At 53.9% G+C, this 15,330-nt stretch carries 8 protein-coding genes, 2 tRNA genes, 3 rRNA genes and 1 pseudogene; 11 read left to right on the top strand and 3 right to left on the bottom strand.

Annotated features, from left to right (window positions below):
• The first annotated feature begins 178 nt into the window (after positions 1 to 178).
• From pepQ to birA, 11 genes are all read left to right on the top strand, one after another.
• The gene (gene pepQ / locus MX657_RS21255; protein ID WP_080330397.1) at positions 179 to 1,510 is read left to right on the top strand and encodes a Xaa-Pro dipeptidase; all 1,332 of its coding nucleotides are present in this window, start codon (positions 179 to 181) and stop codon (positions 1,508 to 1,510) included.
• A complete protein-coding gene (locus MX657_RS21250; RefSeq protein ID WP_218727798.1) occupies positions 1,510 to 2,124 on the top strand; it encodes an IMPACT family protein in 615 nt (204 codons plus the stop codon). Before pepQ ends, MX657_RS21250 begins: the two co-directional genes overlap by 1 nt.
• Before the next feature lie 41 nt (positions 2,125 to 2,165).
• Positions 2,166 to 3,617, top strand: coding sequence for a Trk system potassium transporter TrkH (gene trkH, locus MX657_RS21245; protein WP_013099227.1), 1,452 nt, complete (start codon positions 2,166 to 2,168; stop codon positions 3,615 to 3,617).
• A gap of 10 nt (positions 3,618 to 3,627) precedes the next feature.
• Positions 3,628 to 4,173: a menaquinone-dependent protoporphyrinogen IX dehydrogenase gene (hemG, locus tag MX657_RS21240; RefSeq protein WP_217480744.1), complete on the top strand. Its 546-nt coding sequence runs from the start codon at positions 3,628 to 3,630 to the stop codon at positions 4,171 to 4,173.
• Positions 4,174 to 4,525: 352 nt separating this feature from the next.
• A 16S ribosomal RNA gene (locus tag MX657_RS21235) occupies positions 4,526 to 6,065 on the top strand.
• Between the two features lie 69 nt (positions 6,066 to 6,134).
• A tRNA-Ile gene (locus tag MX657_RS21230) sits at positions 6,135 to 6,211 on the top strand.
• A 42-nt stretch (positions 6,212 to 6,253) separates the two neighbouring features.
• Positions 6,254 to 6,329: transfer RNA gene (locus MX657_RS21225), tRNA-Ala, on the top strand.
• 171 nt (positions 6,330 to 6,500) lie between these two features.
• A 23S ribosomal RNA gene (locus MX657_RS21220) occupies positions 6,501 to 9,404 on the top strand.
• A 65-nt stretch (positions 9,405 to 9,469) separates the two neighbouring features.
• A 5S ribosomal RNA gene (gene rrf / locus MX657_RS21215) occupies positions 9,470 to 9,585 on the top strand.
• The 16S, 23S and 5S rRNA genes sit together here with 2 tRNA genes alongside, the layout of an rRNA operon.
• Before the next feature lie 124 nt (positions 9,586 to 9,709).
• Complete coding sequence (gene murB / locus MX657_RS21210; protein ID WP_346806726.1) at positions 9,710 to 10,738, top strand: UDP-N-acetylmuramate dehydrogenase; 1,029 nt, start codon at positions 9,710 to 9,712, stop codon at positions 10,736 to 10,738.
• Positions 10,735 to 11,697, top strand: a complete 963-nt coding sequence (birA, locus tag MX657_RS21205) for a bifunctional biotin--[acetyl-CoA-carboxylase] ligase/biotin operon repressor BirA (protein WP_346806724.1) — start codon at positions 10,735 to 10,737, stop codon at positions 11,695 to 11,697. Before murB ends, birA begins: the two co-directional genes overlap by 4 nt.
• Positions 11,698 to 11,865: 168 nt before the next feature.
• Here the strand turns inward: birA and bcsG are convergent.
• The 3 genes and pseudogenes from bcsG to bcsE form a co-directional block, all read right to left on the bottom strand.
• Positions 11,866 to 13,545, bottom strand: a pseudogene (bcsG, locus tag MX657_RS21200) (cellulose biosynthesis protein BcsG).
• Positions 13,538 to 13,732, bottom strand: coding sequence for a cellulose biosynthesis protein BcsF (gene bcsF, locus MX657_RS21195; protein WP_080329120.1), 195 nt, complete (start codon positions 13,730 to 13,732; stop codon positions 13,538 to 13,540). Before bcsF ends, bcsG begins: the two are co-directional and overlap by 8 nt.
• Entirely contained in the window at positions 13,729 to 15,291 is a 1,563-nt protein-coding gene (gene bcsE / locus MX657_RS21190; RefSeq protein ID WP_346806723.1) for a cellulose biosynthesis c-di-GMP-binding protein BcsE, read from the bottom strand. The genes bcsF and bcsE overlap by 4 nt, the downstream gene beginning before the upstream one ends.
• Positions 15,292 to 15,330 lie beyond the last annotated feature (39 nt).

The following is a 15,330-nucleotide window of genomic DNA, read 5'->3' as shown; positions in this document are numbered from 1 at the left end:
AATCCAGCAAGTGGATCTGGTCATACCAGATGAGACGGAGTGTGGAATTTATGTTAATAAAATGCAAATTACTCATTAAGAAATTGCTGCGTTGATCACGGTCGGTGGAAATCACGCAGCCGGAGTGAGGTGTGCTAAGATGCGTTGACTTGAGGTCAAAAAAACGAAAGGAAGAATGATGGACTCACTGGCTTCGCTTTATAAAAATCATATCGTTACCCTACAGGAACGTACCCGCGATGTACTGGCCCGCTTCAAGCTGGATGCTCTGCTGATCCACTCCGGTGAGCTGATGAATACGTTTCTTGATGACCATGCTTATCCCTTCAAGGTTAACCCGCAGTTTAAAGCCTGGGTGCCGGTGACACAGGTTCCAAATTGCTGGCTGCTGGTGGACGGCGTGAACAAGCCGAAACTGTGGTTCTACCTGCCGGTGGATTACTGGCACAACGTCGAACCGCTGCCGACCTCTTTCTGGACCGAAGAAATTGAGGTGATTGCCCTGCCGAAAGCGGACGGCATTGGCAGCCAGCTGCCAGCTGCGCGCGGCAACATCGGCTACATCGGCCCTGTACCTGAACGTGCGATCGGCCTGGATATTCCGGCAGACAAGCTCAATCCGAAAGGCGTGCTGGATTATCTGCACTATTACCGCGCGTATAAAACCGACTATGAACTCTACTGCATGCGTGAAGCGCAAAAAACGGCGGTGAACGGTCACCGCGCCGCGCACGAAGCGTTCCAGTCAGGCATGAGCGAGTTCGACATCAACCTGGCCTACCTGACCGCAACCGGTCATCGCGACACCGATGTTCCGTACAGCAATATCGTTGCGCTGAACGAGCATGCGTCTGTTCTTCACTACACTAAACTGGATCACCAGGTTCCGTCTGAGATGCGCAGCTTCCTGCTGGATGCAGGGGCAGAGTACAACGGCTACGCGGCCGACCTGACCCGCACTTGGGCGGCGAATGCGGATACCGATTTTGCGCAGCTTATTAAAGACGTAAACGACGAACAGCTGGCGCTGATTGGCACCATGAAAGCCGGAACCAGCTATGTGGATTACCACATCCAGTTCCATCAGCGCATCGCAAAACTGCTGCGTAAGCATCAGATTGTGAAAGACATGAGCGAAGAGGCGATGGTCGAGAACGATCTGACCGGGCCATTCATGCCGCACGGTATCGGCCACCCGCTGGGCCTGCAGGTTCACGACGTTGCGGGCTTCATGCAGGATGATACCGGCACGCATCTGGCGGCACCGTCTAAATATCCTTACCTGCGCTGCACCCGTATTCTTGAGCCGCGCATGGTGCTGACGATTGAACCGGGGATCTACTTTATTGAGTCCCTGCTGGCGCCGTGGCGTGAAGGGCAGTTCAGCAAGCACTTCAACTGGGAAAAAATCGACGCGCTGAAACCGTATGGCGGCATTCGTATCGAAGATAACGTGGTGGTTCACGAGAACGGTATCGAGAATATGACGCGAGACCTGAAGCTGGCCTGATGGAAAGCTGGCTGATACCGGCTGAACCGGTCACCTTTGTTGAGGAAATCAAGAAAAGCCGCTTTATTACGCTGCTGGCGCACACCGACGGCGTAGAGGCGGCGAAAGCGTTTGTCGAGTCCGTTCGCGCGGAGCACCCTGACGCACGTCACCACTGCGTGGCGTGGGTGGCAGGGCCGCCGGACGATTCGCTACAGCTCGGTTTTTCAGACGACGGTGAACCGGCGGGCACGGCCGGTAAACCCATGCTCTCCCAGCTGATGGGCAGCGGCGTGGGTGAAATTACCGCCGTGGTGGTGCGCTACTACGGCGGCATTCTGTTAGGCACGGGCGGGCTGGTTAAAGCGTATGGCGGTGGCGTCCAGCAGGCACTGAATATGTTGATGACCACCCGCAAAACGCCGCTCACCGAATATACTCTATTGTGCGATTACGCTCAGCTATCCGGTATTGAAGCGTTGCTGCGGCAGTTTAACGGCGTCATCGCGCACAGTGATTACCAGGCGATGGTGCAATTACGCGTGGCGCTTCCTCAGGCTGAACTGGCTGCTTTTTCAGCAAAACTGGCTGATTTTAGTCGTGGTTCGTTGCAATTGCTGCCGATTGAAGAATAATCCCCACCTCACTTTTTTGAATACCAAAGGAAGCGGCAGAGATGCATTTTCGTGCCATAACCCGAATCGTTGGACTGCTGGTCATACTCTTTTCCGGGACGATGATTCTCCCTGGACTGGTGGCGCTTATCTACCGGGACGGTGCGGGGCGGGCATTTACCCAGACCTTCTTTGTCGCGCTGGCGATTGGCTCGCTGCTGTGGTGGCCGAACCGTCGTCAGAAAGGTGAGCTTAAATCGCGCGAAGGATTTCTGATTGTGGTTCTGTTCTGGACGGTACTGGGAAGCGTTGGTTCGCTGCCCTTTATTTTCTCTGAACAGCCCAATCTCAGCATCACGGATGCCTTTTTTGAATCGTTCTCCGGCTTAACGACCACCGGTGCGACGACGCTGGTGGGGCTGGATTCGTTACCCCACGCTATTCTCTTTTATCGCCAGATGCTGCAGTGGTTCGGGGGGATGGGGATCATCGTCCTGGCGGTGGCTATTCTGCCGATTCTGGGCGTTGGGGGTATGCAGCTCTATCGCGCCGAAATGCCGGGGCCGCTGAAAGACAACAAGATGCGCCCGCGTATTGCCGAGACGGCGAAAACCCTCTGGCTTATCTATGTATTGCTGACGGTGGCCTGTGCGCTGGCGCTCTGGTTCGCCGGGATGCCTGCCTTCGATGCTATCGGACACAGCTTTGCGACAATTGCTATCGGCGGATTTTCCACGCACGACGCCAGCGTGGGCTACTTCGACAGCCCAACGATTAACACCATCATTGCGATTTTCCTGCTGATCTCCGGCTGTAACTACGGCCTGCACTTCTCTTTACTGAGCGGACGCAGCCTGAAGGTGTACTGGCGCGACCCTGAGTTCCGCATGTTCATTGGCGTCCAGCTTACGCTGGTCGTCATCTGCACCCTGGTGCTGTGGTTCCATGATGTTTACAACTCGGCGCTGACAACGCTCAATCAGGCGTTTTTCCAGGTGGTGTCGATGGCGACGACCGCCGGGTTTACCACGGACAGCATCGCGCGCTGGCCGCTGTTCCTGCCGGTGCTGCTTTTATGCTCTGCATTTATCGGGGGCTGTGCGGGGTCTACGGGCGGTGGCCTGAAGGTGATTCGTATTCTGCTGCTGTTTAAGCAGGGGAACCGCGAGTTGAAGCGCCTGGTTCACCCGAACGCGGTCTACAGCATCAAGCTGGGTAACCGCGCGCTGCCGGAACGTATCCTCGAAGCGGTGTGGGGGTTCTTCTCGGCGTATGCGCTGGTCTTTATCGTCAGCATGCTGGCGATTATCGCGACGGGGGTGGATGATTTCTCCGCCTTTGCGTCCGTCGTCGCAACACTGAACAACCTCGGGCCTGGTCTGGGGGTGGTGGCGGATAACTTTGCCAGCATGAACCCGGTTGCGAAATGGATCCTCATTGCCAATATGCTGTTTGGTCGTCTTGAGGTCTTTACGCTGCTGGTGCTGTTCACCCCAACATTCTGGCGCGAATAAGGAGCCATTGATGAAAACACTGATTCTTTTCTCAACGCGAGACGGGCAAACGCGTGAGATTGCCGCGTATCTGGCGTCGGAATTAAAAGAACTGGATATTTACTCGGATGTGGTGAACCTGAATCGCGCGGAGCAGATTGCCTGGCAGGATTACGATCGCGTGGTGATTGGGGCGTCAATTCGTTACGGGCATTTCCATCCGGCGCTGGATCGCTTTGTAAAAAAACACACGGCGGTGCTCAATACATTGCCCGGTGCGTTTTACTCGGTCAATCTGGTTGCTCGTAAAGCCGAGAAGCGTACGCCGCAGACCAACAGCTACACGCGTAAGTTTTTACTCAGCTCGCCGTGGCAGCCAGACCTGTGCGCCGTCTTTGCCGGTGCGCTGCGCTATCCTCGCTACCGCTGGTATGACCGCTTCATGATCCGTCTGATTATGAAGATGACGGGTGGCGAAACCGATACGCGTAAAGAAGTGGTTTATACCGACTGGTCGCAGGTAGCCAGTTTTGCGCGTGAAATTGCGCATTTAGCGGGCGATTCGCGGGTTAAATAAGCGTTGAGTTTGAAAAGTGAGCGAACAAAAAGTTTTTTGTATTTTGTGCTTGTCACTTCAGAATAACTCCCTATAATGCGCCTCCACTGACACGGAACAACGGCACACAGGCCGCCGGGTCAGCAGAGAAAAGCAAAACAAACGCTTGACTCTGAAGCGGGAAAGTGTAATATGCACACCCCGCGCCGCAGCGAAAACGAAGCGGTACTGCTCTTTAACAATTTATCAGACAATCTGTGTGGGCACTCAAAGTGACATGGATTCTTAACGTCCTCGGACGAAAAATGAATACCAAGTCTCTGAGTGAACATACGTAATTCATTACGAAGTTTAATTCACGAGCATCAAACTTAAATTGAAGAGTTTGATCATGGCTCAGATTGAACGCTGGCGGCAGGCCTAACACATGCAAGTCGAACGGTAGCACAGAGAGCTTGCTCTCGGGTGACGAGTGGCGGACGGGTGAGTAATGTCTGGGAAACTGCCTGATGGAGGGGGATAACTACTGGAAACGGTAGCTAATACCGCATAACGTCGCAAGACCAAAGAGGGGGACCTTCGGGCCTCTTGCCATCAGATGTGCCCAGATGGGATTAGCTAGTAGGTGGGGTAACGGCTCACCTAGGCGACGATCCCTAGCTGGTCTGAGAGGATGACCAGCCACACTGGAACTGAGACACGGTCCAGACTCCTACGGGAGGCAGCAGTGGGGAATATTGCACAATGGGCGCAAGCCTGATGCAGCCATGCCGCGTGTATGAAGAAGGCCTTCGGGTTGTAAAGTACTTTCAGCGGGGAGGAAGGCGATAAGGTTAATAACCTTGTCGATTGACGTTACCCGCAGAAGAAGCACCGGCTAACTCCGTGCCAGCAGCCGCGGTAATACGGAGGGTGCAAGCGTTAATCGGAATTACTGGGCGTAAAGCGCACGCAGGCGGTCTGTCAAGTCGGATGTGAAATCCCCGGGCTCAACCTGGGAACTGCATTCGAAACTGGCAGGCTAGAGTCTTGTAGAGGGGGGTAGAATTCCAGGTGTAGCGGTGAAATGCGTAGAGATCTGGAGGAATACCGGTGGCGAAGGCGGCCCCCTGGACAAAGACTGACGCTCAGGTGCGAAAGCGTGGGGAGCAAACAGGATTAGATACCCTGGTAGTCCACGCCGTAAACGATGTCGACTTGGAGGTTGTGCCCTTGAGGCGTGGCTTCCGGAGCTAACGCGTTAAGTCGACCGCCTGGGGAGTACGGCCGCAAGGTTAAAACTCAAATGAATTGACGGGGGCCCGCACAAGCGGTGGAGCATGTGGTTTAATTCGATGCAACGCGAAGAACCTTACCTACTCTTGACATCCAGAGAACTTAGCAGAGATGCTTTGGTGCCTTCGGGAACTCTGAGACAGGTGCTGCATGGCTGTCGTCAGCTCGTGTTGTGAAATGTTGGGTTAAGTCCCGCAACGAGCGCAACCCTTATCCTTTGTTGCCAGCGGTTAGGCCGGGAACTCAAAGGAGACTGCCAGTGATAAACTGGAGGAAGGTGGGGATGACGTCAAGTCATCATGGCCCTTACGAGTAGGGCTACACACGTGCTACAATGGCGCATACAAAGAGAAGCGACCTCGCGAGAGCAAGCGGACCTCATAAAGTGCGTCGTAGTCCGGATTGGAGTCTGCAACTCGACTCCATGAAGTCGGAATCGCTAGTAATCGTGGATCAGAATGCCACGGTGAATACGTTCCCGGGCCTTGTACACACCGCCCGTCACACCATGGGAGTGGGTTGCAAAAGAAGTAGGTAGCTTAACCTTCGGGAGGGCGCTTACCACTTTGTGATTCATGACTGGGGTGAAGTCGTAACAAGGTAACCGTAGGGGAACCTGCGGTTGGATCACCTCCTTACCTTAAAGAACCTGCCTTTGTAGTGTCCACACAGATTGTCTGATGAAAAACAGCAGTAAAAATCTCTGCAGGCTTGTAGCTCAGGTGGTTAGAGCGCACCCCTGATAAGGGTGAGGTCGGTGGTTCAAGTCCACTCAGGCCTACCAGACTCCTTTTAAAGGATGAGCGGTACAGAGATTACACACGATGGGGCTATAGCTCAGCTGGGAGAGCGCCTGCTTTGCACGCAGGAGGTCTGCGGTTCGATCCCGCATAGCTCCACCATCTTTTACTGCGAACACAAGAAAACTTCAGAGTGAACCTGAAAAGGTGCACTGCGAAGTTTTGCTCTTTAAAAATCTGGATCAAGCTGAAAATTGAAACGACACACATGTTATGTGTGTTCGAGTCTCTCAAATTTTCGCAATCATGAAGTGAAACATCTTCGGGTTGTGAGGTTAAGCGACTAAGCGTACACGGTGGATGCCCTGGCAGTCAGAGGCGATGAAGGACGTGCTAATCTGCGAAAAGCGCCGGCGAGGTGATATGAACCTTTGACCCGGCGATGTCCGAATGGGGAAACCCAGTGCAATCCGTTGCACTATCGTTAACTGAATACATAGGTTAACGAGGCGAACCGGGGGAACTGAAACATCTAAGTACCCCGAGGAAAAGAAATCAACCGAGATTCCCCCAGTAGCGGCGAGCGAACGGGGAGCAGCCCGGAGTCTGAATCAGCTTGTGTGTTAGTGGAACGGTCTGGAAAGTCCGACGGTACAGGGTGATAGTCCCGTACACGAAAGCACACAGGTTGTGAACTCGAAGAGTAGGGCGGGACACGTGGTATCCTGTCTGAATATGGGGGGACCATCCTCCAAGGCTAAATACTCCTGACTGACCGATAGTGAACCAGTACCGTGAGGGAAAGGCGAAAAGAACCCCGGCGAGGGGAGTGAAAAAGAACCTGAAACCGTGTACGTACAAGCAGTGGGAGCCTCTTTATGGGGTGACTGCGTACCTTTTGTATAATGGGTCAGCGACTTATATTCTGTAGCAAGGTTAACCGTATAGGGGAGCCGAAGGGAAACCGAGTCTTAACTGGGCGTTAAGTTGCAGGGTATAGACCCGAAACCCGGTGATCTAGCCATGGGCAGGTTGAAGGTTGGGTAACACTAACTGGAGGACCGAACCGACTAATGTTGAAAAATTAGCGGATGACCTGTGGCTGGGGGTGAAAGGCCAATCAAACCGGGAGATAGCTGGTTCTCCCCGAAAGCTATTTAGGTAGCGCCTCGTGAACTCATCTTCGGGGGTAGAGCACTGTTTCGGCTAGGGGGCCATCCCGGCTTACCAACCCGATGCAAACTACGAATACCGAAGAATGTTATCACGGGAGACACACGGCGGGTGCTAACGTCCGTCGTGAAGAGGGAAACAACCCAGACCGCCAGCTAAGGTCCCAAAGTCATGGTTAAGTGGGAAACGATGTGGGAAGGCACAGACAGCCAGGATGTTGGCTTAGAAGCAGCCATCATTTAAAGAAAGCGTAATAGCTCACTGGTCGAGTCGGCCTGCGCGGAAGATGTAACGGGGCTAAACCATGCACCGAAGCTGCGGCAGCGACACTATGTGTTGTTGGGTAGGGGAGCGTTCTGTAAGCCGTTGAAGGTGGCCTGTGAGGGTTGCTGGAGGTATCAGAAGTGCGAATGCTGACATAAGTAACGATAAAGCGGGTGAAAAGCCCGCTCGCCGGAAGACCAAGGGTTCCTGTCCAACGTTAATCGGGGCAGGGTGAGTCGACCCCTAAGGCGAGGCCGAAAGGCGTAGTCGATGGGAAACAGGTTAATATTCCTGTACTTGGTGTTACTGCGAAGGGGGGACGGAGAAGGCTATGTTAGCCGGGCGACGGTTGTCCCGGTTTAAGCATGTAGGCGGAGGTTCCAGGTAAATCCGGTACCTTTTAACGCTGAGGTGTGATGACGAGGCACTACGGTGCTGAAGTAACAAATGCCCTGCTTCCAGGAAAAGCCTCTAAGCATCAGGTAACACGAAATCGTACCCCAAACCGACACAGGTGGTCAGGTAGAGAATACCAAGGCGCTTGAGAGAACTCGGGTGAAGGAACTAGGCAAAATGGTGCCGTAACTTCGGGAGAAGGCACGCTGATATGTAGGTGAAGCCCCTGCGGGTGGAGCTGAAATCAGTCGAAGATACCAGCTGGCTGCAACTGTTTATTAAAAACACAGCACTGTGCAAACACGAAAGTGGACGTATACGGTGTGACGCCTGCCCGGTGCCGGAAGGTTAATTGATGGGGTTAGCGGCAACGCGAAGCTCTTGATCGAAGCCCCGGTAAACGGCGGCCGTAACTATAACGGTCCTAAGGTAGCGAAATTCCTTGTCGGGTAAGTTCCGACCTGCACGAATGGCGTAATGATGGCCAGGCTGTCTCCACCCGAGACTCAGTGAAATTGAACTCGCTGTGAAGATGCAGTGTACCCGCGGCAAGACGGAAAGACCCCGTGAACCTTTACTATAGCTTGACACTGAACACTGGTCCTTGATGTGTAGGATAGGTGGGAGGCTTTGAAGCGTGGACGCCAGTCTGCGTGGAGCCGTCCTTGAAATACCACCCTTTAATGGCTGGTGTTCTAACGTAGACCCGTGATCCGGGTTGCGGACAGTGTCTGGTGGGTAGTTTGACTGGGGCGGTCTCCTCCCAAAGAGTAACGGAGGAGCACGAAGGTTAGCTAATCCTGGTCGGACATCAGGAGGTTAGTGCAATGGCATAAGCTAGCTTGACTGCGAGAGTGACGGCTCGAGCAGGTGCGAAAGCAGGTCATAGTGATCCGGTGGTTCTGAATGGAAGGGCCATCGCTCAACGGATAAAAGGTACTCCGGGGATAACAGGCTGATACCGCCCAAGAGTTCATATCGACGGCGGTGTTTGGCACCTCGATGTCGGCTCATCACATCCTGGGGCTGAAGTAGGTCCCAAGGGTATGGCTGTTCGCCATTTAAAGTGGTACGCGAGCTGGGTTTAGAACGTCGTGAGACAGTTCGGTCCCTATCTGCCGTGGGCGCTGGAGAATTGAGGGGGGCTGCTCCTAGTACGAGAGGACCGGAGTGGACGCATCACTGGTGTTCGGGTTGTCATGCCAATGGCACTGCCCGGTAGCTAAATGCGGAAGAGATAAGTGCTGAAAGCATCTAAGCACGAAACTTGCCCCGAGATGAGTTCTCCCTGAGACTTTAAGTCTCCTGAAGGAACGTTGAAGACGACGACGTTGATAGGTCGGGTGTGTAAGCGCAGCGATGCGTTGAGCTAACCGATACTAATGAACCGTGAGGCTTAACCTTACAACGCCGAAGATGTTTTGGCGAAGAGACACGATTTTCAGCCTGATACAGATTAACAGAATTTGCCTGGCGGCTTTAGCGCGGTGGTCCCACCTGACCCCATGCCGAACTCAGAAGTGAAACGCCGTAGCGCCGATGGTAGTGTGGGGTCTCCCCATGTGAGAGTAGGGAACTGCCAGGCATCAATTAAGTGAAGAGGCCATCCGCAAGGATGGCCTTTTTGCATTTCTGCGCTGCACAAACTAATCCCCCAACGCCCTGCTTATACGGTAAACTACCTGCGTTTTTGCATCAGGATAGCGTTTATGAACCACTCCCTTAAGCCCTGGAATACCTTTGGCATTCAACGCAATGCTAATCAAATTGTACGTGCCAATACCGCACAGCAACTGCTGGATGCATGGCAAAGCGCAACCGAAAATAACGAACCCGTACTGATTCTGGGCGAGGGAAGCAATGTCCTGTTTCTCGACGATTTTGCGGGAACAGTGATCGTTAACCGCATCATGGGCATTGATGTGGAAGAGCGTGCCGATAGCTGGCATCTGCACGTGGGGGCCGGAGAAAACTGGCATCAGCTGGTGCAATTTACCCTCGAAAAAGGGATGCCGGGTCTGGAGAACCTTGCGCTGATTCCAGGCTGTGCCGGATCGTCACCCATTCAAAACATCGGTGCCTACGGCATCGAACTGAAGCATGTCTGTGAATATGTCGACTGCATCGAACTGGCGACCGGAACGGCTAAGCGTTTAACGGCAGAACAGTGCCGATTTGGCTATCGTGACAGTATTTTCAAGCATGAATATCAGGATCGCTACGTGATTGTCGCCGTGGGCCTGCGCCTGTCGAAGAACTGGCAGCCGGTGCTGACTTATGGCGATTTAACGCGTCTCGATCCGGCAACCGTCACTCCCCGTGACGTGTTTGACTCAGTTTGCCATATGCGAATGACCAAACTTCCCGATCCGAAAGTTAACGGAAATGCAGGAAGCTTCTTCAAAAACCCGGTTATCAGCAGCGAAAATGCAAAAGTCTTCCTTGAAGGATGGCCAACAGCGCCACATTACCCTCAGGCGGACGGCAGCGTGAAGCTGGCCGCAGGCTGGCTTATCGATCAATGCCAGTTAAAAGGCACGTCAGTGGGTGGCGCTGCCGTTCACCAGCAGCAGGCTCTGGTACTGATTAATCAACGCGATGCGACCAGCGATGATGTTGTACAGCTGGCTCATTATGTTCGTCAGCGTGTGGGTGAAAAGTTTAACGTCTGGCTGGAGCCAGAGGTCCGCTTCATTGGTCGCACTGGTGAAGTCAATGCCGTGGAGACCATCGCGTGAAGGACAATACGATTCCGTTAACCCTGATTAGCATCCTTGCTGACGGGGAGTTTCACTCTGGCGAGCAGCTGGGTGAACAGCTGGGCATGAGTCGTGCCGGCATTAACAAGCATATCCAGACGCTTCGCGACTGGGGCGTTGATGTGTTCACGGTGCCCGGAAAAGGGTACAGCCTGCCGGAGCCTATTCAATTATTGAATGAAGAGACGATCCGCAGCCAGATTGGATACGGCAATGTTGCGGTGCTGCCGGTGATTGATTCGACGAACCAGTATCTTATGGATCGGCTGAGCGAACTCTCCTCCGGTGATGCCTGTGTTGCCGAGTATCAGCAGGCTGGTCGTGGCCGTCGCGGTCGCAAATGGTTCTCGCCATTTGGCGCCAATCTCTATCTGTCCATGTACTGGCGCCTGGAGCAGGGCCCGGCCGCTGCCATCGGCCTGAGTCTGGTCATTGGTATCGTCATGGCGGAAGTGCTGCACGATCTGGGTGCCGATCGAGTGCGCGTTAAGTGGCCAAACGATCTTTACCTTAACGATCGTAAACTTGCCGGTATTCTGGTTGAACTGACGGGAAAAACCGGTGATGCTGCGCAAATTGTCATTGGCGCGGGCCTCAATATGGTGATGCGCAATGTCCAAAGTGACGTGGTCAATCAGGCCTGGACCAACCTGCAGGAGGCGGGGATCGTCATCGATCGTAACACCCTTGCCGTGCGTATGATTAAAGAGTTACGTAGCTCACTCACGCTTTTTGAACAGGAAGGTCTGGCACCGTTCCTGTCTCGTTGGGAAAAGCTGGATAACTTCATCAACCGACCGGTGAAACTGCTGATTGGTGATAAAGAGATCTACGGGGTTTCCCGCGGTATTGACGCACAGGGCGCGCTGCTTCTGGAGCAGGACGGCGCGATCAAGCCCTGGGTGGGTGGTGAAATTTCCCTGCGAAGCGCCGAATAATCGGATGGAGTTAACGATGGGATAGTCTTGCGAAGAGCCCGAAATCACCTCTAAAGACGACGACTATTCTGCAAGCCTGAAAATGCTTGCGTGGATTTCAGCGCAATAATGTCGCACTGACTATCCCCTCTCCCCTGGGGGAGAGGGTTAGGGTGAGGGGTAAATCAGTTACTGCGGATACGGTACCCAGTCCCCGCCGTTCAGACGAACGTACGGCTTGTTCTGATACTGAATCACCACCGCGTTGGCGTTCTCAGAGACCTCTGCCGTTTGCGGCAGGTTGCTGGTGAGCTGATCCCAGTTCACGCTATCTTCCACAAAAAGCTTCCCGTCAACGGCGCGGGCCACCAGTTCTGAGATTGCCAGATAGCTGGTTGGCTGAGTAATCTCAATTGGCGCACCCTGGCGCGGAGCCTTCATGCCAAAGAATTTAATACCGGCTGGCACGTTGGTGATGGACGGGCTTGGGATATCACGCAGGCCGGATACCTGCATTCTGTCGCCTTTCAGCGCGCCACCGTGTTCAGGCACCACTACAACCATCACTTTACGACCGGATTTTTCCAGCTCCGTGAAGAACGCGTCCAGCTCGTCGAAGAATTTCTGCGCCCGCACTTTGTAATCCGCCGTTTTGCTCACGCCCGGGAAGTGGTTACCGTCGTGAAGCGGCAGGGTGTTATAGAACGTCGCACTGCGCGGATTGCTGTCTTTTTCGATGGTCTGCAGCCAGCGCTGCAGCACGGCGGTATCGTCATAAACCGGCGAGCCGTCGAAGCCCAACAGCGTAACGGGAAGACCGGTTTGATCCATCAGCGGCGCCTGCATGCCGCCCTGTTCACGCACCTCCTTCAGGAAGTTACCGAACTGGCCGTTATGCCCCAGCATCAGATGCTGCGTAAAGCCCAGTTTCGCGAGGTTATCGAACAGATAACACTAGTTACCGGCGGGCTGATACAGGTTTTTATGGGATGTCTGACCGCAGCTTGCACGCAGCAGGCGGATTGCCGCCGGGCCGCTGTACGAGGTGGCAGAGTTAAAATCTTTAAACTGAATGTCGAAGTGGGACCACAGCGGGTGAGACATTAACCCGGCGGCATCCACGTCGGCCCATGAGAGGGAGCAGATGTTAATCACCAGCAGCTCAAACGGCTGCGCATCGGCTGGCAGCGCATCCGGGAATTTCGTCTGTCGCTTATCTTCAGCGGTATAGAAGCTGGAGAGCCACGCATTGAGATTGGTGGAGGTTGGCGGCGCGGTCTGCGTTGGAATATCGCCCACCACTGGCGTATCGCCAGCCGTTGTCACGGTAGCCGCTGCGCTTCCTCCCGTCGTGGTCACTGTTGTCGTCGGCTGGCCAGCAGGCCACAGGGAAAAGCCTGGCCCCGACAGCGTCAGCACGTTAAGCCAGATCATAATCGCGACGACAAACACCGTGACGCGGATCCACTGGGAAAGGAAAAGCCAGGCAACCAGCAGGATAAAGACGGCGCCAATCATCTGCCAGTTAATAAAGCGCTCAACCAGGTCAAGCACATAGTCTGCGCTGAAGCCCGCAACCTGCGATCCCTGGCTCATAATGCTTTCCGGGCCAGGCAGCCAGGTATCGTGCCAGAACAGCGCAAAGCCGATGGGGATAGCCACCCAGTGACGTAAACGATGCAGCCTGATATTCGGCAGCGGCATCAGCAGGAAGGCCATAAACACCAGGTTAAGCAGAGGATGGAAATTCAGATAGCCTGCCCAAAGCAGACCAAACTTCACCAGAAAGTAGAAGTTCCAGCCGGAAAGGCCACGCCAGTATTGCCAGAGCGGCGAGGGTGACGAAGCGGTATAGGTAGAATTAGTCATGTTTTCGGTCTGCCTTGACGTGTGATGCCCGTGTCAGTGTTCCGGCTGGTTTTACATAGCGAGGTTTTACAAACATCACTCTGGCCGTATCACGGATACGACGTATGGAATGGCGCGCATAGTAGCCAAGCGGGAAAAAGATCAGCGCACAGACTATAACCAGTTGCAGGATATCGCTGATATTCATGATGGTGCGTTCTCCGCATTGTCTGTTAATAAGCGAAGGGGCTCCGGAACCCGGCGCCAGACGTGTCCATCATGTCTGGCATTGAGGATCGGCTTCACATCGCTCGTGATCGCAAGGGGTTTAGCCCATTGTTCAGGCTGAAGCGCGCGCATCTGCACCAGCTCCGCGCTGATAGCATTATCTTCGAACCAAATCATACGGTTTGAGAAAATATCCCCGGTAGGCAGGGGGAAGATGTGGTTAAGCGCGGTATCGAGATCGTTCACCCGGCAGAAGGACAAAAACAGCACCAGGCGATTGTCGCCAATGGTCATGATGTCCCCTGTGCGGTTCGGGCGGCATAAGGTGAGCGCCTGCTCAACGCGAATGCCCGGTACAGGTCGCAGGGCAACCATAACCCCTTTACCGTCCGCAGGCAGCAACGTGTTGTTCATCATGTTGCCGACGGCATCGCAGAACGTGTCCCATTTCTGGTATCCGCGCAGCTTCATCGGCTGCGTCATGGAGAGCAGCGTGGAAATATCTTCCGGTACATGACGGCTGAACTGCTGGCCCTGAACGCTCTCAATAAGCGTCAGGCAGCGTGACAGTGGCGCATTCCAGGGGATAACCATATTGGCCCCGCAGCCAAGCAGCAAACGCTCATCGGTGGCGCGCAGGCTGGTATTGTTTTCGCGCACGATAATTTTTAACGCGCTTCCGCGCTGGCGGCGCAAGGTATGAATTTGTCTCGCCAGCGTCTCAATCTGGTTATTTTGCATCAACGAGAAAACGAGGGTAGCCGCCTGGGTGGTACGGGCTTCATGAAAAAGCGCTTCGTTAGATTCAAACAGCGACCAGTTTTCCGACAGTGCAGGCGCGCCTTCTAAAACGGCAATATGGCTCAGAATGCGCTTTTCATCGCTGCGCGGCTGCACTACCGTTTCTTCCTGCTGTGCCAGATGCCATTTCCTCTCGCGATGACTAAGGGTGAGCTGTTGCCTGGCGCTCACGCCTTTTTCGTTACACCAGAAGGCAATATCGTAGAGATAGCTGCCCGCCTGGTCACGCAGGCTTGCCAGTCCGAACAGGGAACGATATTCGCCCATTAAAAGTGAGAACAGCTTGTCATTATTACTGCCGGGGTTGACGACCAATAGCGTGCAATTTTGAAACTTTGCCCATTTATTGATTTTTTCCAGCCACGGCAGCAGTTTTTCAGCAGGAATATTTTGCAGTACGTTATTTGCACATTTCAGAATCACTAAATAGTGATCCGGATCAATAGAGCACTGAACGTCGCGGGACAAAAAGTATAGACTATCCGCTTCCGCTGACATGGAAAACAAACGTATTTTCTGGGGGCCGCTGTCACTTTCCAGCGTAATAATTTTCTTCGGCTCTTCGCCCATACTAATGACGGCCACGCGGGAATCCTTATCCTGAGCGGCAATTGTCTGGTTTACCAGACTGATAGCATCTTCATTACGATCCGTATTAATCCACCAGACTCCACCGACTGGCATGTGGCTCAATTCGTCCCATAATGACTGGATGCCAATAGAAAATATGGAGTCCACGGTGTCCCTCTTTTCGTCTAATTTATCTGTATCTCAGTT

The organism is Enterobacter chuandaensis (assembly GCF_039718975.1).
GTDB classification, from domain to species: Bacteria; Pseudomonadota; Gammaproteobacteria; order Enterobacterales; family Enterobacteriaceae; genus Enterobacter; species Enterobacter chuandaensis.
This window is presented reverse-complemented; position numbering and strand designations above follow the sequence as displayed.

What these genes read in the sequence shown, in the direction of transcription:
- murB (WP_346806726.1), top strand. Translation starts at nt 9,710, where the DNA reads ATGAACCACTCCCTTAAGCCCTGGAATACCTTTGGCATTCAACGCAAT.
- pepQ (WP_080330397.1), top strand. Translation starts at nt 179, where the DNA reads ATGGACTCACTGGCTTCGCTTTATAAAAATCATATCGTTACCCTACAG.
- bcsF (WP_080329120.1), bottom strand. Translation starts at nt 13,732, where the DNA reads ATGAATATCAGCGATATCCTGCAACTGGTTATAGTCTGTGCGCTGATC.
- trkH (WP_013099227.1), top strand. Translation starts at nt 2,166, where the DNA reads ATGCATTTTCGTGCCATAACCCGAATCGTTGGACTGCTGGTCATACTC.
- MX657_RS21250 (WP_218727798.1), top strand. Translation starts at nt 1,510, where the DNA reads ATGGAAAGCTGGCTGATACCGGCTGAACCGGTCACCTTTGTTGAGGAA.
- hemG (WP_217480744.1), top strand. Translation starts at nt 3,628, where the DNA reads ATGAAAACACTGATTCTTTTCTCAACGCGAGACGGGCAAACGCGTGAG.